At 78.1% G+C, this 17870-nt stretch carries 16 protein-coding genes, 1 tRNA gene and 1 other RNA gene; 7 read left to right on the top strand and 11 right to left on the bottom strand.

Going from position 1 to position 17870, the window contains the following annotated elements; all coding sequences use genetic code 11:
• Positions 1-33: 33 nt before the first annotated feature.
• Positions 34-1089, bottom strand: coding sequence for a 3-isopropylmalate dehydrogenase (locus AB8M62_RS02280; RefSeq protein WP_369068509.1), 1056 nt, complete (start codon positions 1087-1089; stop codon positions 34-36).
• 82 nt (positions 1090-1171) lie between these two features.
• On the opposite strand from AB8M62_RS02280, the gene AB8M62_RS02285 reads away from it, so the two are divergent.
• Entirely contained in the window at positions 1172-1780 is a 609-nt protein-coding gene (locus tag AB8M62_RS02285; RefSeq protein WP_369068510.1) for a DUF6083 domain-containing protein, read from the top strand.
• Positions 1781-1790: 10 nt separating this feature from the next.
• On the opposite strand, the gene AB8M62_RS02290 is transcribed toward AB8M62_RS02285, so the two are convergent.
• The 3 genes from AB8M62_RS02290 to rnpB all read right to left on the bottom strand — a co-directional run bounded on the left by AB8M62_RS02290 (position 1791) and on the right by rnpB (position 3819).
• Positions 1791-2501, bottom strand: a complete 711-nt coding sequence (locus AB8M62_RS02290; RefSeq protein ID WP_369068511.1) for a hypothetical protein — start codon at positions 2499-2501, stop codon at positions 1791-1793.
• A complete protein-coding gene (locus AB8M62_RS02295) occupies positions 2485-3153 on the bottom strand; it encodes a sigma-70 family RNA polymerase sigma factor (protein WP_369068512.1) in 669 nt (222 codons plus the stop codon). Before AB8M62_RS02295 ends, AB8M62_RS02290 begins: the two co-directional genes overlap by 17 nt.
• Positions 3154-3431: 278 nt before the next feature.
• Positions 3432-3819, bottom strand: an RNA gene (rnpB, locus tag AB8M62_RS02300) — RNase P RNA component class A.
• Positions 3820-3884: 65 nt separating this feature from the next.
• Between rnpB and AB8M62_RS02305 the strand changes: the two genes are divergently transcribed.
• Both AB8M62_RS02305 and AB8M62_RS02310 read left to right on the top strand, forming a co-directional pair.
• Positions 3885-4643 (top strand): YaaA family protein, encoded by a 759-nt coding sequence (locus AB8M62_RS02305; RefSeq protein WP_369068514.1) that lies wholly within the window; start codon positions 3885-3887, stop codon positions 4641-4643.
• A 19-nt stretch (positions 4644-4662) separates the two neighbouring features.
• On the top strand, positions 4663-5811 hold the full coding sequence (locus tag AB8M62_RS02310) for an SLC13 family permease (protein ID WP_369068516.1): 1149 nt from the start codon (positions 4663-4665) through the stop codon (positions 5809-5811).
• An 18-nt stretch (positions 5812-5829) separates the two neighbouring features.
• Here the strand turns inward: AB8M62_RS02310 and AB8M62_RS02315 are convergent, their stop codons facing one another.
• From AB8M62_RS02315 to AB8M62_RS02340, 6 genes are all read right to left on the bottom strand, one after another.
• Complete coding sequence (locus tag AB8M62_RS02315) at positions 5830-6963, bottom strand: bifunctional RNase H/acid phosphatase (protein WP_369068517.1); 1134 nt, start codon at positions 6961-6963, stop codon at positions 5830-5832.
• Entirely contained in the window at positions 6960-7703 is a 744-nt protein-coding gene (locus AB8M62_RS02320; RefSeq protein ID WP_369053956.1) for a zinc ribbon domain-containing protein, read from the bottom strand. The genes AB8M62_RS02315 and AB8M62_RS02320 overlap by 4 nt, the downstream gene beginning before the upstream one ends.
• 9 nt (positions 7704-7712) lie before the next feature.
• Positions 7713-8618 carry a Nif3-like dinuclear metal center hexameric protein gene (locus tag AB8M62_RS02325; RefSeq protein WP_369053954.1) on the bottom strand — a complete coding sequence of 302 codons (906 nt, stop codon included), beginning with the start codon at positions 8616-8618 and terminating at the stop codon, positions 7713-7715.
• A gap of 74 nt (positions 8619-8692) precedes the next feature.
• Positions 8693-8765 (bottom strand) — tRNA-Val (locus tag AB8M62_RS02330).
• 93 nt (positions 8766-8858) lie between these two features.
• A complete protein-coding gene (locus AB8M62_RS02335) occupies positions 8859-9314 on the bottom strand; it encodes a redoxin domain-containing protein (protein WP_369053953.1) in 456 nt (151 codons plus the stop codon).
• A 50-nt stretch (positions 9315-9364) separates the two neighbouring features.
• Positions 9365-9793, bottom strand: a complete 429-nt coding sequence (locus tag AB8M62_RS02340; RefSeq protein WP_373694833.1) for a DUF3052 domain-containing protein — start codon at positions 9791-9793, stop codon at positions 9365-9367.
• A 147-nt stretch (positions 9794-9940) separates the two neighbouring features.
• On the opposite strand from AB8M62_RS02340, the gene fdhD reads away from it, so the two are divergent.
• The 3 genes from fdhD to AB8M62_RS02355 all read left to right on the top strand — a co-directional run bounded on the left by fdhD (position 9941) and on the right by AB8M62_RS02355 (position 15381).
• Positions 9941-10771: a formate dehydrogenase accessory sulfurtransferase FdhD gene (gene fdhD / locus AB8M62_RS02345; protein WP_369053951.1), complete on the top strand. Its 831-nt coding sequence runs from the start codon at positions 9941-9943 to the stop codon at positions 10769-10771.
• Positions 10772-10931: 160 nt separating this feature from the next.
• Positions 10932-13637 carry a pyruvate dehydrogenase (acetyl-transferring), homodimeric type gene (gene aceE / locus AB8M62_RS02350; protein ID WP_369068551.1) on the top strand — a complete coding sequence of 902 codons (2706 nt, stop codon included), beginning with the start codon at positions 10932-10934 and terminating at the stop codon, positions 13635-13637.
• Positions 13638-13848: 211 nt separating this feature from the next.
• Complete coding sequence (locus tag AB8M62_RS02355) at positions 13849-15381, top strand: diguanylate cyclase domain-containing protein (RefSeq protein WP_369068518.1); 1533 nt, start codon at positions 13849-13851, stop codon at positions 15379-15381.
• Positions 15382-15417: 36 nt separating this feature from the next.
• On the opposite strand, the gene AB8M62_RS02360 is transcribed toward AB8M62_RS02355, so the two are convergent.
• A complete protein-coding gene (locus AB8M62_RS02360) occupies positions 15418-16071 on the bottom strand; it encodes a hypothetical protein (protein WP_369053948.1) in 654 nt (217 codons plus the stop codon).
• Positions 16072-16288: 217 nt separating this feature from the next.
• Here AB8M62_RS02360 and AB8M62_RS02365 point away from each other — a divergent pair, with 217 nt between their 5' ends.
• Positions 16289-17860, top strand: a complete 1572-nt coding sequence (locus AB8M62_RS02365; RefSeq protein ID WP_369068519.1) for a PucR family transcriptional regulator — start codon at positions 16289-16291, stop codon at positions 17858-17860.
• The last annotated feature ends 10 nt before the right edge of the window (positions 17861-17870 follow it).

Genomic DNA, 17870 nt, shown 5'->3' on the forward strand with positions numbered 1-17870 from the left:
CGCCCGCCCCGGGTCCGAGCGGCGTCCCGCGGGTCAGCCGGCGGCGAGCTGCGCCAGCGCGTCGCCCACCTGCGGGGTGCTGCGCCGGGCCGGCACCTCGCCGGCCGCGCGGCGGGCCAGGTCGGCGCTGACGGCGGACTGCACGCGGGCGGCCGCCTGCGCCATCCCCAGGTGGTCCAGCAGCAGCGCCACCGACAGCACCGCGGCCGTCGGGTTGGCCAGCTGCTGCCCGGCGATGTCCGGGGCGGAGCCGTGCACGGGCTCGAACATGCTGGGGGCCGTGCGGTCGGGGTTGACGTTGCCGCTGGCGGCCAGCCCGATGCCGCCCGTCACCGCGGCCGCGAGGTCGGTGAGGATGTCGCCGAACAGGTTGTCGGTGACGACGACGTCGAACCGGGCCGGGTCGTTCACCAGGAAGATCGTCGCGGCGTCCACGTGCAGGTAGTCCACGGCCACCTCGGGGAACTCCGCGCCCACGGCCTCGACCGTGCGCCGCCACAGGTGCCCGGCGTGCACCAGCACGTTGTGCTTGTGCACCAGCGTGAGCTTGCGGCGCGGGCGCGCCTGCGCGCGGGCGAACGCGTCGCGCACGACCCGCTCGACGCCGTGCGCGGTGTTCACGCTGACCTCGGTGGCGATCTCGTGCGGGGTGCCCACGCGCAGCGCCCCGCCGTTGCCGACGTACGGGCCCTCGGTGCCCTCGCGCACGACGACGAAGTCCACCTCGCCCGGGTCGGCCAGCGGCGTCGGCACCCCGGGGTACAGCTTCGAGGGGCGCAGGTTCACGTAGTGGTCCAGCTCGAAGCGCAGCCGCAGCAGCAGACCGCGCTCCAGGACGCCGCTGGGCACCGACGGGTCGCCGACCGCGCCGAGCAGGATCGCGTCGTGCCCGCGCAGCTCGGCCAGCACGCCGTCGGGCAGCGTCTCGCCCGTGCGGTGGTACAGCCGCGCGCCCAGGTCGTACTCGGTGGTCTCCACCCGCGGGCCCGCGTCGCCGACGACGGCGCCCAGCACCTTCAGCGCCTCGGCGGTCACCTCCTGCCCGATGCCGTCGCCGGGGATGACCGCGAGCCGCAGGGTGTCCGCCATGCGCGCGAGCCTAGCCAGGCCCGCGCGGCCGGGCCCGCGCGCCGCCGGCCGCGCCGACCCGGCGGCGCGGCACGATGGGCCCGTGACCTCCGCGAGCACCGCCGGTCCCGCCCCGGTGTGCGAGTTCTGCGCCAGCGCCGACGACGTGGTGGTGCAGGAGCGCCTGGGGGTGCGGGTGGCCGTCTGCGCCGCGTGCACCGCCCGCTTCGCGGCGGCGCGCCCCGCCCCGCCGCCGGCCGAGGCGCCCGCGGCGGTGGGGCTGCCGCCCACGCTCGGCGAGCAGGCCGGGACCGTCCTGGCGCACGTGCGCCGGATGGCGCGGCTGGCGGCCGCCCGGCCGTGGACGGAGGAGGTGTGCGCGCGCTGCGGCGCGCTGGTGCACCGCTACCGCTCCGGTGACGGGGACGGGCGGGTGGACCTGGCGCGCGAGCCGGTGCTGGCGGCCGCGGTGCCGCCGGGGGCGCGCTGGGAGGTCGTGGACGGCCGGGCCGCGCCCGCCGCCGGCGACGACCCGGACCGGGTGGGCGCGCGCGTGCCGCACGCGCTGGTGTGCGCCGACGCCGAGGCGCCGGGCAACGCGCGCCTGCACCAGCTGTGGGCGGCCAACCGGCGCGGGCGCGACCGCCGCGACGACCCGTCCGGCGACCCGTCCGGCGTCCCGTCCGACGACCTGGACCCGTCCGGCGCCTGAGCGCGGCGGCTCAGCCCGCGACGGCGGGCGCCTCCGAGCGCAGCACGAGCGCGCCGTCCGCGTCGCGCACCTCCACCGCGGCGACGTCCTCGCGCAGCACGGCCGCGTTCAGCCGGCACTCCACGGGCACCCGGCTGCCCAGGAACGAACCCGACCCGGCCTCGGCGCCGTCCCCGCGCACCAGGACGACGGCGTACTCGCGGCCCGCGGGCAGGCCGGCGACGTCCAGGACGGTCTCGGTGCCCCACGTGTGGGCGACCAGGGCGACGTCGGCGCGCACTCCCTCGGGCTCGCCGAGGACCACCAGCTCCTCCACGGCGCCGAGGGTGCCCGGCGGGCCCTGCACGGGCCGGTCGGCGACCTCGCGGCCCACGGTCACCGCGCCCGCGCCGATCCCGGCGCCGACCACGACGGCCGCGGCGGCGCCGACCCAGCGCGAGGCCGTGCGCCGCCGGTGCAGCGCCCCGGTGGTGACGGCGTCCGCGCGGGGCGGGCCGCCGGGCAGCACCGGACCGGGCGGCGGCACGGGTTCGTCCCAGCCGGACCCGCGCGGCGGCAGCGCGGCGAGCACCTCGCGGTGCGCGCGCAGCTCCTCGGCCACCGACGGGTCGGCCGCGGCCAGCGCGTCCAGCTCCGCCGCCTCGGCGGGGCTCAGGTCGCCCGTGGCGGCGGCCCCGAGCAGCTCGGCGCGCCGGTCGCCCTCCTCAGCCACGCCGCTCACCCCCCTCCTCCAGCGTCCGGCGCAGCGCCTTGAGGGCGTGGTGCATGCGCGTGCGCAGCGTGGCGACCGGGACCCCGGTCACCGCGGACAGCTCCTGGTAGCCGGCACCGCGCAGGTGCACGGCCACGACGACCTGCCGGTGCTCGGGCGACAGCCGCGCCAGGGCCTCGTGCACGAGCAGGCGGTCGACGCTGGCGGCGGCCGGGTCGCGCACGACGCCCGGCACCACCCCGGGCAGCGTCGCGGCGGCGGGGGCGGCTCCCCCGGCGGGCTCGGCCGCCGTCGCCGGGTCCACCGGGCGGGGGCGGCGCTGGCGGGCCCGGTGGGCGTCGACGACGACGTTGCGGGCGATGGCGAACAGCCAGGTGCGCACCGACCCCTCGTCGCGCGCGTACCGCTCGCGGGCGCGCCAGGCCCGCACGAACGTCTCCTGCAGCGCGTCCTCGGCGGCCGCCCGGTCCCCCAGCGCGTTGACCGCGAAGGCGAGCAGGGGCCCGGCCTCCTCGCGGTAGGCGGCGTCGACGTCGAAGCCGCCCGCGCCGGATCCGGGGTCGGCGCCGGGGGTGCCGGAGGTCGTGCCGGGAGCGGTGCCGCGGACGTCGACGGCGCGCAGCGGGGCCCCGCGGCGGCCCCGCCACCCCGGACGGGCCACGGCCGCCACCTCCCCGCACGTCACCACCGCCACACCAGCACCTCGCGCTCCGGGCGGGCCCGCCCGACCGTACCGACACCCCGTCACGGGTGGGTACGCGAGGCGGGCGCGGCGCGTTCACGTCCGCCGCAGATCCACGCGCCGTGATGATGAACGCACGCAGGGTCCGGGTCGTACCCCCACCAGCGCGGGTCCCGGACGAGGCCCGGAGGGGAGGTCACGTCCGGGCCCGCGCACGCGGGAGAGCGCACCGGCGCAGCGCGCGCGGGGAGCGGGTGGGGACGAGCCGGCCTGTAAGCCGGATCCTGTGCCCGGCGCGCGAGCGCGCCGGCGGCGGCCATCCCTCTCGGACGTGCGTCACCGCACGCCTCCAGCGACCTACCCGGCAGCTCGGGCGGGCCGCCCTCGGACGCTGCCTGTCTGGTCTTGCTCCGGGTGGGGTTTGCCGAGCCGCACCGGTCACCCGGTGCGCTGGTGGTCTCTTGCACCACCGTTTCACCCTTGCCGCCCCGCTCGCGCGGGGGTAGGCGGTCTTCTCTCTGTGGCACTGTCCCGCGGGTCACCCCGGGTGGGCGTTGCCCACCACCCTGCCCTGTGGAGTCCGGACTTTCCTCGGCGGCCGGCACCCCGGGGGGCACCGGCCGACGCGACCGCCCGGCCGACTCGTCCGCCGCCGATGGTAGCGGCGGGCCCGCGCGGGCTCACAGCCGGCGTGGGTAGGGTCCCCGCCCGTGCTCGTGCTGCTGCCGCCCTCGGAGACCAAGTGGGCGGGCCCGGACCGCGGGCGCCCCGTCGCGCTGGAGCGCCTGTCGCACCCGGAGCTCACCGCGGCGCGCGCCACCGTCCTGGACGCCCTGGCGGCGGTCTCGGCCCGGCCCGACGCCGCCGCCGTCCTGGGGACCGGTCCGGCGCTGGCCGACGTCGTCGCCGCGAACACCACGCTGCGCGCGCGCCCGGCCGCCCCCGCGGCCCACGTGTACCGCGGCGTCCTGTTCGACGCGCTGGACCTGCCCTCCCTGCCGGCGGCCGCCGCCCGCCGCGTCCTCGTCGTCTCGGCCCTGTGGGGGCTGCTGCACCCGCGCGACCGGGTGCCCGGCTACCGGCTGTCGATGGGCACCGACCTGCCCGGCCCCGGGCCGCTGGCCCGGTTCTGGCGCCCGCACCTGGAGGGGGTGCTGCGCCCGGCCGGCGTCGTCCTGGACTGCCGCTCGGCCGCCTACGCCGCGGCGTGGGCGCCGGACCCGCAGACCGCCGCCCGGACGGCGGCCGTGCGCGTCACGCGCGGCGGGACGGTCGTCTCGCACGACGCCAAGCGCGTGCGCGGCCTCGTCGCCCGCCACCTGCTGACCCGGCCCGGGCGCCCGCCGCGCACCGTGGCCGCCCTGCGCGCGGCCGTCGCGGAGGCCTTCGCCGTCGAGCTGCTGCCCCCGGCCCGCCGCGGCGCGAGCTGGACGCTCGAGGTCGACGCCGCCGCCGTCGACGTCGCCTGAGCCGGGCCGGACGAGCGCGGTGTGGTGGCTCGCCGGCCTGGCCGGTGCCCTGTGCGTCCTGACCGGCGCCCTCAGCGGGCACGGCCTGGCGCAGGTCGCGGAGCGGGCCGGCCCGGTCCTGGGGTTCCTGCTCGCCGTCACCGTGGTGGCCGAGCTGGCCGACCGCGCCGGGGTCTTCGACGCCGCCGCGCGCCGGGCCGCGCGCGCCGGCCGCGGCCGCACCTGGCTGCTGTGGCTGCTCGTCGTCGCCCTCGGCACGGCCGCCACGGTCGTGCTGTCCCTGGACACCACCGCCGTCCTGCTGACCCCGGTGGTGCTGTCGCTGGCCGCGCAGCTGCGCCTGGACCCGCTGCCGTTCGCGTTCACGACCGTGTGGCTGGCCAACACCGCCTCGATGCTGCTGCCGGTCTCCAACCTGACGAACCTGCTGGCGCTGTCCACCCTGGACGACCTCGGCGCGGGCGGGGTGCGCGCCTTCGTCGGCCTGACGTGGGCGCCGTTCCTGGCGGGCGCCGGCACGGCCGTGGCCGTCCTGGCCCTGACCCAGCACCGGCGCCTGCGCGGGCGCTACGACGCCCCGCCGCCGGCCGCCCCCGTGGACCCCGTCTCGTTCCGCACGGCGCTCGTCGTGTGCTGCCTGCTGGCGCCGGCGTTCGTCAGCGGCGTCGAGCCCGTCGTCCCGGCGACCATCGCCGCGCTGGTGCTGGTGGCGGTGGCGGCCCGCCGCGACCAGGCGGCGCTGCGGCCCGCGCTGCTGCCGTGGCGCACGGTGGTGCTCGTCGCGGGGCTGTTCCTCGTCGTGCAGACGGCCCGCGAGCACGGGCTGGCGGACGCGCTGGCGCCCGTGGCGGGCGGCGGGGAGGGCTTCGCGGCGCACCTGCGGCTGGCGGCCACGTCGGCGGTGACCGCCAACCTCGTCGACAACCTGCCCGCCTACCTGGCCGTCGAGCCGCTCGCGGGCAGCCCCGCCCGGCTGGTGGCCGTCCTCGTCGGCGTCAACCTCGGCCCGCTGGTGACGCCGTGGGCGTCGCTGGCGACGCTGCTGTGGCTCGACCGCTGCCGCTCGCGCGGCGTCGAGGTCGGGCGGGCCCGGTTCGCTCTGCTGGGGCTGCTGGGCGCCCCGGCGTGCGTGCTGGCCGGGGTCGCGGCGCTGCAGCTGACGGCCTGAGCGGCCCGCGCCGCCCGCTCAGACGCGGTTGACGGCCAGGACCTCCGCGACGCCGTCGGGGCCGTAGCGCAGCAGCGTGCGCGAGGCCGGGTCGAGGTGGATGCGCCGCTGCAGCTGCGGCCCGGCACCCAGCGCGGAGCGCAGCAGCACCCGCAGCGGGTCCCCGTGGCTGACCAGCACGACCCGCCGGCCGGTCCAGCGCCGCAGCAGGTCCGCGCGCGCCGCCGCGACGCGCCGCTCCACCACCGCCAGCGACTCCCCGCCGGGGCAGGGGGTGTCGGGCGAGGCGTCCCAGGCGGCGTGCTCGGCGGGCCAGCGCTCGACGACCTCCGCGGCCGTCAGCCCGTCCCACTCGCCGAAGTCGGTCTCGTCCCACTGCGGGTCGACGACGACGTCGGCGCCCACAGCCGCGGCGACGGCGCGCGCGGTCTGCGTCGAGCGGCGCAGCGTGGAGGTGACGACCACGTCGGCGCCGGCGACCTCCGGGCTGGCCGCCGCGGCGGCGGCCTCGCGCAGGCCGCGCTCGGACAGCTCGGGGTCGGCGCCGTAGCGGCCGGACAGCCGCCGCTGCTCGGTCAGGGCGGTGGAGGCGTGCCGGACGAGCACGAGGGTCGTGCGCGGACCCCGCCCCTCCCCCGCCGGGGCGCTGGCCGGGGTGCTCGCGGCGGCCGGGCCGCCCGCCGGGCCGCTCGCGGCGGCCGGGGCGGCGGTCCCGCTCGCGCGCTGCCAGGGGCGGCCCGCGGCGGCGGCGTCCATCGCCTCGTTGGCCAGGCGGTCGGCGTGCGAGTTCTGCGCCCGCGGCACCCAGCGGTAGGACACCTGCCGGGCGGGCAGGACCTCCCGCGCCCGCTGCGCCAGGACCTTCATGTCGGCGTGCTTGACCTGCCAGCGGCCCGACATCTGCTCCACGACGAGCTTGGAGTCCATCCGGACCTCCACGCGCGCGCCCGGGTCGATCCCGGCGGCCGCCTCCAGCCCGGCCACCAGGCCGCGGTACTCGGCGACGTTGTTGGTGGCGCGCCCGATCGCCTCGGCGACCTCGGCCAGCACCTGGCCGGTGTCGGCGTCCTTGACGACCGCCCCGTAGCCGGCCGGGCCGGGGTTGCCGCGCGACCCGCCGTCGGCCTCGACGCGCAGCGCGCGGGCGCTCACAGCCCCGACTCGTCGGTGCGCACGAGGATGCGCCCGCACTCCTCGCAGAAGACGACCTCGTCGCTGGCGGCGGCGCGGGTGGCGGCCAGGTCGGAGGCGTTCAGCTCCAGCCGGCAGCCCTCGCAGCGGCGCGCGCGCAGCAGCGCCGCCCCCACGCCCCCGCGCGGAGCGCGGACCTTCTCGTACAGGGCGACCAGCGCGTCCTCGACCGTCATCGCGACGGCCTCGCGGCGGGCGACCACCGCGCGCTCCTCGCCGCTGATCTCCTCCAGGGCGGCGTCGCGGCGGCTGGTGACCTCCACGGCCCGCGCCTCCAGCTCGGCGTCCTGCCCGGCCAGCTCGGCGGCCGCGGCCTGCACCTGCTCCAGGCGCTCCATGACCTCCAGCTCCTCGTCCTCCAGCACCGACTGGCGCCGGGCCAGGGACTCCAGCTCGTGCTGCAGGCCCTGCAGGTCCTTGGCGCTGCCCTGCCCGGACTCCAGCCGCTTCGTGTTGCGGTCGGCGCGGTCGCGCACCTGCTGCACGGCGGCCTCGGCGCGGGCCACGTCGCGCTCGGCGTCACCGACGAGGGTGCGGGCGGCCACGAGGCGGTCGCCCACCGTCCGGCGCTCGGCCAGCACGGCGTCGAGCTCGGCCTGCTCCGGCAGGGTCGCGCGCCGGTGCGCGAGCTGGGCCAGGCGGGTGTCGAGGCTCTGCAGGTCCAGCAGGCGCTGCTGGTCGATCGCCGGGGCCTTGGGCATGCGGCCGGGTCACTCTCCTCGGCTGGGGACGCGCGCCGTCCAGGGGTCGGTGCGCGTGGTGGACACGTGGGCGTCCACGGTACGGCCGCTCGCGGCGACGGCCGCCACCAGCCGGTCGGCGGCCCCGGCCAGCCACGGCCACTCGCTGGCCCAGTGGGCCACGTCGACCAGGTGCGGCGTCCCCGCCTCGCCACCGCCCTCGAAGGCCGCGCGCTCGCGGGCCTCCGAGGCCGGGTGGTGGCGCAGGTCCGCGGTGACGAAGACGTCCGCGCCGCTGGCGCGCACCCGCTCGAACAGGCTGTCCCCGGAGCCCCCGCACACGGCGACGCGCTGGACGGGAGCGTCGGGGTCGCCGGCCACCCGCACGCCCTGCTCGGTCTCCGGCAGCGCCTCGGCGACGCGGGCGGCGAAGTCGGCCAGGCGCTCGGGCGCGGCCAGGCGGCCGACGCGGCCGATGCCCAGGTCCGGCCGGTCCGGTTCCTGCGGCAGCGGCTCCAGCGGCTCCAGGTCGTCCAGGTCCAGCACCCGCGCGAGCGCGTCGGAGACCCCGGGACCGCCCGCGTCGGCGTTGGTGTGGGCGACGTACAGGGCGCAGCCGGCCCGCACGAGGCGGTGCACGAGGCGGCCCTTGGGGGTGGTGGCGGCCACCGAGCTGACCGGGCGCAGCAGCAGCGGGTGGTGCACCAGCAGCAGGTCCGCGCCGCGCTCGAGGGCCTCGTCGACGACGGCCTCGACGGGGTCCACGGCCAGCAGGACGCGGCGCACGGGCTGGGCGGGGTCGCCGCAGACCAGGCCGACGGCGTCCCACGGCTGCGCCCAGCGCAGCGGGTGGACGCTCTCCAGGTGGTCCACCACGTCGGCCAGCGACGGCGCGGCGGGGGGCTCGGCGGGACCGGGCGGCGTCGGCGTGTCCACGCCGGGACCCTAGCGGCGGGCCCTCCGGCGGGCAGGTGCGGTGAACGGGTGTCGTGAACGCGTGCGGTGGCGGGTGGGCCCGGCCGGTCTCGAACCGACGACACCCGCGGTGTAAGCGCGGTGCTCTACCAGCTGAGCTACGGGCCCCGGCCCCGGTGCGGCCGGGGCGTGCCCACGGTAGTCGCCCCCGCCGCCGCCCACCCGGTCCCCGGCGCGGCCCGTCCGGGTCCCGGCCGGCGCTCAGCCGCGCGCGCCGCCGGCCAGCGCGTCGCGCACGGCGTCCAGGTGCTCGCCCACGGCGCGGGCGCTGCCGCGCTCGCCGTGCAGCACCCAGCGCGCGCGCCCGTCCACGACGAGCAGCGAGGTGCGCCGGGCCACGCCCAGCTCGTCGTCGAAGGCGCCCAGCGCGCGGCAGGCGCTCCCGTGCGGCCAGAAGTCCGACAGCAGGGGGAAGCGCGCGCCGTGCTCCTCGCCCCACGCCCGCAGGACGGGCACGGGGTCGCAGGAGAGCACCGCGAGCTGGACGCCGGCGGCCTCGAACCGGGTGGCGGCGCCCACGAGGGTGCCGAGCTCGGCGGTGCAGTGCGTGGAGAACGCGCCGGGCACGAGCACCAGCAGCGCCGGGCCGTCCTCCCACAGCTCCCCCGGGCGCAGGAGCGCGCCGAACTGGTCGCGCACCGGCACCCCGCCGGCCACGGGGTCCCCGGGCGCGAGCGCCCGGCCCGGGCCCGCGGGTGCGCCAGGGGTCAGCGGCGGCCGTTCTTCGGGGTCGTCATCCGGGTCCCGGCCCAGTTGCCCGAGGCGCTCACGCTGGACGTCGCGTGCAGCCCGGCCGTGGGCGCGGACTCGTCGATGTCCCCGGCGTCGACGTACCCGGGGCGGCCCTTCTTGGGCGTCAGGAGCCAGATGACCCCGCCCTCGGCCAGGTTGGTCCCGGCGTCCACGAGCGCGTCCACCAGGTCGCCGTCCCCGTCCCGGTACCAGCACAGCGCGACGTCGGCCACGTCGTCGGCGTCCTCGTCGAGCAGCTCGCTGCCGACGAGCTGCTCGACCGCGGCGCGGAAGTCCTCGTCGACCCCCTCGTCCCAGCCGAACTCCTGCACCAGCTGGCCGGGCTTGAAGCCCAGCTTGGCCACTGCGGCGGTGTCTGCCGCAGGGTCCGTGGTCGCACCCACGTGCTGTCCTGCCTCCCTCTCGTGGTGCCGCGCTGCGCGGCACCGCCCCCACCGGCGCTCGTCGCCGGTGCTCGTGACCTCCTAGTGCAGCGGAGGAAGGGGCAGGTGCGCAAGGCGTGACGCGCTGCGACGTGGCAGCCTGCGGGTGTGGGACGGGTCACGACGCGCACGCGCACCGAGCGGCTGGACGTCGCGGCGGGCACCCGCACCGCGCGCGCGGACACCCTGGCGGTCGAGGAACCGCTGCAGGTGGAGGTGGACGGCGAGCAGCTGACCGTGACGATGCGCACACCCGGCGACGACGTCGACCTCGTGCTGGGCTTCCTGCACGCCGAGGGGCTGCTGCGCAGCGCGGACGACGTCGTGGGCGTGCAGCACTGCAGCGCGCCGGGGCCGGACGGGCTGCCCACCTTCAACCTCGTCCGGGTGGCCGCCGCCCCCGGCTCGCGCCTGGCCGGCGAGCGCGTGCCGCGCCCGTTCACCACGACGTCGGCGTGCGGGGTGTGCGGTTCGCTCAGCGTCGACGACGTCATGGCGCGCCTGCCGCACGAGGGCCCGGCCGACGACCCCGTCGAGGTGGACCTGGACGTGCTGGCGGGCCTGCCCGGGGCGCTGCGCGCGGCGCAGGCGGCGTTCGAGCGCACCGGCGGCCTGCACGCGGCGGGCCTGTTCAGCGCCGACGGGGAGCTGCTGTGCCTGCGCGAGGACGTCGGCCGGCACAACGCCGTGGACAAGGTGGTCGGCTGGGCGCTGCGCGAGGGGCTGCTGCCGCTGCGCGGGCGGGTCCTCGTCGTCAGCGGCCGCGCCTCCTTCGAGCTGGTGCAGAAGGCCGCGATGGCCGGCGTGCCCGTCCTGGCGGCCGTCTCGGCGCCCTCCTCGCTGGCGGTGTCGCTGGCGCGCGGGGCCGGGATGACGCTGGTCGGCTTCCTGCGCCCGCCCACCGGCAACGTCTACGCCGGCGGCCACCGGCTGCGCTGAGGCGCCCGGGGCGGGGGGAGCCGGGGGAGGTGGCCCGCGCCGGCTCGGAATAGCCTGGGGGGGTGCCCGCTGACCGCGGGCTCCTCGACCCAGCGGGAGGACCACCACCGTGGCCAGACGCGACGACGCGGGGAACGGCCCCGCCGGGCTCGGCCCCATCATGAACGGGCTGCCGAGCCAGCTGCCCGACATCGACCCCGAGGAGACCTCGGAGTGGCTCGCGTCACTGGACGCGGTCGTCGACGAGCGCGGGCAGAACCGGGCGCGCTACCTCATGCTCCAGCTGCTGCAGCGCGCCCGCGAGAAGCAGGTGGGCGTCCCCAGCCTCACCGCCACCGACTACATCAACACCATCGGCCCCGAGCAGGAGCCGTGGTTCCCCGGTGACGAGGAGGTCGAGCGCCGCTACCGCGCCTGGATCCGCTGGAACGCGGCGGTCATGGTGCACCGCGCGCAGCGGCCGGACATCGGTGTCGGCGGTCACATCTCCACGTACGCCTCGTCGGCGACGCTGTACGAGGTCGGCTTCAACCACTTCTTCCGCGGCAAGGACCACGCCGGCGGCGGCGATCAGGTCTTCATCCAGGGCCACGCCTCCCCCGGCGTGTACGCGCGCGCCTTCCTCGAGGGCCGGCTGTCCGCCGAGCAGCTGGACGGCTTCCGCCAGGAGGTCTCGGCCGCGCCGAACGGGCTGTCCTCGTACCCGCACCCGCGGCTCATGCCGGACTTCTGGGAGTTCCCGACCGTCTCGATGGGCCTGGGCCCGGCGAACGCGATCTACCAGGCGCAGTTCAACAAGTACCTGCACAACCGCGGCCTGCGCGACACCTCGCAGCAGCACGTGTGGGCGTTCCTGGGCGACGGGGAGATGGACGAGCCGGAGTCGCGCGGGTTCGCGCAGCTGGCCGCCTACGAGGAGCTGGACAACCTCACCTTCGTCGTCAACTGCAACCTGCAGCGCCTCGACGGCCCGGTCCGCGGCAACGGCAAGATCATCCAGGAGCTGGAGGCGTTCTTCCGCGGCGCGGGCTGGAACGTCATCAAGGTCCTGTGGGGCCGCGACTGGGACCCGCTGCTGGCGGCGGACTCCCAGGGCGCGCTCGTGAACCTCATGAACGCCACCCCCGACGGGGACTACCAGACGTACAAGGCCGAGAACGGCAAGTTCGTCCGCGACCACTTCTTCGGCCGCGACGAGCGCACGGCCAGGCTCGTCGCCGACATGAGCGACGACGAGATCTGGAGCCTCAAGCGCGGCGGGCACGACTACCGCAAGGTCTACGCGGCGTACAAGGCGGCGCTGGCGCACACCGGCCAGCCCACGGTGGTCCTCGCCAAGACGATCAAGGGCTACGGCCTGGGCCCGCACTTCGCCGGCCGCAACGCCACGCACCAGATGAAGAAGCTCACGCTGGAGGACCTGAAGCTCCTGCGCGACTCCCAGCGCATCCCGATCTCCGACGAGGAGCTCGAGCGCGACCCGTACCGCCCGCCGTACTACCACCCGGGCGAGTCCGACGAGGCCGTGCAGTACCTGCGCAAGCGCCGCGCCGACCTCGGCGGCCCGGTGCCGCAGCGGCGCGTGCAGCACGCCCCCGTGCACCTGCCCGGCGACGAGGCCTACAAGGTCGCCGCCAAGGGGTCGGGCAAGCAGGAGGTCGCCACGACGATGGCGTTCGTCCGCCTGCTCAAGGACCTCATGCGGGACAAGGAGTTCGGCAAGCGGATCGTGCCGATCATCCCGGACGAGGCGCGCACCTTCGGGATGGACTCCCTCTTCCCGACGCTGAAGATCTACAACCCGCACGGGCAGAACTACACGTCGGTCGACCGCGACCTGATGCTGTCGTACAAGGAGTCCGAGCAGGGGCAGATCCTGCACGTGGGCATCAACGAGGGCGGCTCGATGGCCGCCTTCACGGCCGCCGGCACGTCCTACGCCACGCAGGGCGAGCCGATGATCCCGATCTACATCTTCTACTCGATGTTCGGGTTCCAGCGGACCGGCGACAACATCTGGGCGGCCGGCGACCAGATGGCCCGCGGCTTCATGATCGGCGCGACGGCGGGGCGCACCACCCTGACGGGCGAGGGCCTGCAGCACGCCGACGGGCACTCGCTGCTGCTGGCCTCGACGAACCCGGCGGTCGTCTCCTACGACCCGGCGTACGCGTACGAGATCGGGCACATCGTCAAGGACGGCCTGCGCCGCATGTACGGCGAGAAGCCCGAGAACCTCATGTACTACCTGACCGTCTACAACGAGCCGGCCCTGCAGCCGGCCGAGCCGGCGGACGTGGACGTCGAGGGCATCGTGCGCGGTCTGCACCGCGTCTCGCAGGGCTCCGGCGACGGCCCCCGCACCCAGCTGCTCGCCTCGGGCGTCGGGGTGGCGTGGGCGCTGGAGGCCCAGCAGCTGCTGCGCGACGACTTCGGCGTCGTGGCGGACGTGTGGTCGGTGACGAGCTGGAACGAGCTGCGCCGCGACGGCCTGGCCTGCGACGAGCACGCGTTCCTCAACCCCGGCGACGAGTCGAGGGTGCCGTTCATCACGCAGAGGCTCAAGGACGCCCCCGGCCCCGTCGTCGCGGTCAGCGACTGGATGCGCGCGGTGCCCGACCAGGTGCGCCAGTGGGTGCCGGGCGAGTTCGCCTCCCTGGGCGCCGACGGGTTCGGCCTGTCCGACACCCGCGCGGCCGCGCGCCGGTACTTCCACATCGACGGCCCGTCGGTGGCCGTGCGGGCGCTGGAGATGCTGGCGAAGAAGGGCGAGGTCGACTGGCGCGCGCCGGGCCAGGCGATCGAGAAGTACCGCCTGCACGACGTGCGCGCCGGCCGCAGCGGCAACGCCGGCGGGGAGGCCTGAGCGCCTCCCCCACCGCCGCGCGAGGCCCCGCACCCGTCCCGGGTGCGGGGCCTCGCCCGTGCGGGGTCCCCCGTCCGGCCGATGCAGGCGGGCCGCCGCGACGACGACACCTGCAGCGGGGACGTCGTCCGGCGAGGGCCGGACCCCCCGAGGACCGCCGGACCGCTCGAGCGCACGGGCCCGGTGCTGGGCGGTCGGTCGAGGTGGTCCCGTGCCCGTCCCCGCCGTGCGCTCGTCGGTGAGCGCGCTCTCGCGCTGCTGGCGCCGTCCCGCCGGGCTGGTGGAGCAGACGCGCTGGCTGTTCTGCCTGCTCGCGGTGGCGTCCACGCTGCTGCTCGTCCCGGCCCTGCTGGACCGGCGCTGCCCGGTGGCCGCGACGACCGCGCTGGTGGCGCTGAGCGGCCTGGTCACCGGGTGGGTGCGCCGCTACCGCCGGCGACGCACCGGCCTGGCCCAGGACCTGGTGGAGACGGGCCTCTTCGCGCTCGCCACGGCCTCCGCCGCGGTGCCCGCCATGGTCCTGGGCGCCGCCTTCCCGGCGCTGTGGGCGCGGTCGGTCTACGGGACCGGCCGTCAGGTCGCCCGTCACGCGCTGCTGCTGCCGGCCGCGCTGGCCGGCGCGCTGCCGCTGTGGTCGCTCTTCCCCCGCCACGACAGCGGCGTCGACGCGGCCGCCGTGCTCGGCTCGCTGCCCGTGCTGCTCCTGACCGCCGCGGGTGCCCGGCACCTGGCCGTCGGTCTGTTCGCCCGCGAGCGCTCCCAGCAGCGCGACGCCGTCGTCAACGACCTGGGCCTGCGCCTCCTGGCGGCCGGCACGGTGGGAGAGGTGCACCGCGCCGCCCTGGCCGCCGGGGCCGAGCTCTGCCGGCTGACCCCCGGCCTGTGGACCGTCCTCGTCACCGCCGAGCCGGACGGGGCCCGGCTGGAGCAGAGCGCCGGTGACCTGCGCACCCCCCTGCCGCCCGTGCTGCGCCACGTCGACCTGCCCGCGACGACCGGTCCCGTCGGTCCCGGATCGGCTCCCCTGCCGGTGCGGCCGGGTCCGGTGCTGGCGGCGGCGGTCGGCGAGGGAGCCGTGTGGCACGCGTACCGGGTGCCGGGGACGGAGCGCGGCTGGCTGCTCGTCGGCGTCGCCGGGCGCGGGGCGGCCGAGGCGGTCCCGGGCGTGCGCGCGGTCCTGCACCTGGCCGCGCTGGCGGCGCAGTCCGCCCGCAGGCACCGGGACCTGGCGCAGCTGGCGCGCACCGACGCCCTGACGGGTCTGGCCAACCGGGCCGCCTTCACGACGGCCCTGGAGGAGTGCGAGCGCGACGGCGTCCCGGTCGGCGTCGTCTACGTCGACCTCGACCGGTTCAAGGAGGTCAACGACACGCACGGGCACGCCGTGGGCGACGGGCTGCTGCGAGCGGTTGCCGGCCGGCTGCGCACCGCGGTCCGGGCGGGCGACCTGTGCGCCCGTCTCGGCGGGGACGAGTTCACGCTGCTGCTGCTCGACCCCGCGCCGGGCGAGGTGGAGGCGCTGCACCGGCGGGTCGCCGGTGCCCTGACCGGGACGGTGCGGGTGGCGGGCGCGACGCTCGCGCTGTCGGCCAGCAGCGGTGCCGCCCGGAGCGGGCACGGCGAGAGCGCCGAGGCCGTGGTGCACCGGGCCGACGAGGCCATGTACCGGGCCAAGCACGCCGCGGTGGGCCGCGGCGGGGACGGCGCGCCGGTCACGGCCGCGCGCACCGGCTCACCGGGCTGAGGCCGGCCGGGCCCGGGCACCGCCGGAGGACCGCCGTCAGCGGCGGTCGCGGTCGGCGCGGCCGATGGCCTCCTCCAGCTCGCCGCTCAGCTGCGCGACGCGCCCCTGGTCGGGGTGGTCGCCCAGCGCCTTCAGGTGCCGGCGGGCCTCGGCGAGGCGGCCGGCGTCGATGGCGGCGGCCACCAGGTGCCGGCCGGCCTCGAGGTCGTGCTCGCGCGGGCGCCAGTGCCCGACGCCGAGGCTGAGCGCCTCGTCGTTCATCCCGGCCTCGCGCAGCACCTGCAGCGCCTGCGCCAGCGCGGTGCCGGAGGTGTCGCGCTCGGCGGCGATGCCCAGGCGCCGCAGGGCCGCCTCGCGGTCGTCGGCCAGGGACAGCCGCCCGAGCACGAGCAGCGGGCGCCAGGCGCGCGGGCTCTGGGCGAGCTCCTCGGCCAGCGCCCAGACGGCGTTGTCGGCGGCCGTGCGGGCGTCCTCGGGGCTGGCGTCGCCCTCGTGGGCCTCGGAGGCGCGCGTGCGGACCGTCTCGACCAGGGTGTCGAAGGCCTCGCGGTCGTTGGGGTCCTCGTGCAGGCGCTCGCGCAGCACGGACTCGCGCACGGGCGCCGCGGCGGGGGCGGGGCGGCGGCGGGAGCGCCGGGGCGGTCGGTCGGGCGCGGACCCGCGCCGGCGCCAGCGGTCGAGCAGTCCCATGCCTGTCCTCTCGTCCCCTCTCGGCACGGTGCCCCGTCGGCTCCGCGCGGTCCTCGCGAGGACCTGCCCGCGTGGGGACGCCGCACCGGCACCCTAGCCCAGGGGGTCCGCGGCGGCCCGTCCCCGCGACGGGGGGCGGGGCGCGGGCGCGGGCCGGGGCGCGGCCCGGGACGCGGCGGGGGCGCCCGCCCACCCGGTCGCTGCGTAGTGTCGGGACGTGCCCGCCGACGAGCCCGACGCCGAGCCCACCGGGGAGGCCACCGCGGGGGCCGTCGGCAGGACCACCGACGAGGCCGCCGACGGGCCCGCCGCCGAGGCCACCGACGAGCCCGGTGCCGGGCCCGACGGCGGGCCCGCCGCGGAGCCGGCCCGGAGCGCCGCCCGGTCCGAGCCGTCGCCGGCGACCGTGCGGCGCCTGGAGGCCGCGGCCGGGCACTTCGCCTCCTCGATCGCGGCGGCGATGGAGGAGCGCCTGCCCTGGTACGGCGCCCTGCCGGCCGACGAGCGCTCCTGGGTGGGGCTGGTGGCCCAGGCCGGGTTCACCGACTTCATCCGCTGGCTCAGCGACCCCGACCCGGACCTGCTGGCGGGCACCGCCGTGTTCGGCACCGCGCCGCGGGAGCTGACCCGCACCGTGACGCTGCAGCAGACGGTGGAGCTGGTGCGCACGGCCATCACCGTCGTCGAGGAGGGCGTGGACGACGTGCTGCGCGCCAGCACCGACCCGGCGCTCCCGGCCGGTGCGGCGGGCGCCGCGGGGTCCGCGGGGTCCGCGGGGTCCGCGGCGGGGGCCCCGGTCGACGCCGCGGAGCTGGTCGCGGTGCGCCAGGCGCTGCTGCGCTACTCGCGCGAGGTCGCCTTCGCCGCCGCGGCCGTCTACGCGCGGGCCGCCGAGTCGCGCGGGGCGTGGGACGCGCGGCTGGAGGCGCTCGTGGTGGACGCCGTGCTGCGCGGGGACGGCGAGGAGGTCATCGCCTCCCGCGCGGCCGCGCTGGGCTGGACGCTGGACGCCGCCACGGCCGTCGTGATCGGCGCCTCGGGCGACGTGGCGGCCGCCGGGGTCGTGCCGCGGGTGCGGCGGGTGGCGCGCGCCGCGGGCGGTGAGGCGCTGGTCGGCGTGCAGGGCGAGCGGCTGGTGGTCGTCCTGTCCGGGGTGCCGGACGCGCTGGCGACGGCGGCGCGGCTGGCGGAGTCGGAGTTCGGCGCGGGCCCGGTGGTGGTCGGTCCCACGGTGGCCTCGCTGCCGGTGGCGGCCCGCTCGGCGCGCGCGGCGCTGGCGGGCGCCGTGGCGGCGCGCGCCTGGCCGGAGGCGCCGCGGCCGGTGCTGGCCGACGACCTGCTGCCCGAGCGCGCGCTGTCGGGGGACGCGACGGCGCGCCGCGCGCTGGTGGACCGGGCCTACCGGCCGCTGGCGGCGGCGGGCGGCGCGCTGCTGGAGACGCTGACGGCCTACCTGGCCTCCGGCGGGTCGCTGGAGGCGTGCGCGCGCGAGCTGTTCGTGCACGCCAACACGGTGCGCTACCGGCTGCGGCGCGTCGGGGAGGTGTGCGGGTGGACGCCGACCGTCCCGCGCGAGCGCTGGGTGCTGCAGACGGCGGTGGCGCTGGGCCGGCTCGCGGAGCCGCCCGCGGCCGCCGCGCCGGCCCCGCCACCGGCCGCGGTGCCACCGGCGCGGGAGGAGCCGCGGGCTGCGGCGGTGGCCGCACCGGCCCGCCCGGCGGTGACGCGGGGCGCACGTTCGCTCACCCGACGTGGGGGCAGACCGGCCGCCGACGGCCCCGGTCTGTAGGTTTCCCACA

Source organism: Kineococcus terrestris, from assembly GCF_041020755.1.
Lineage (GTDB): Bacteria > Actinomycetota > Actinomycetes > Actinomycetales > Kineococcaceae > Kineococcus > Kineococcus terrestris.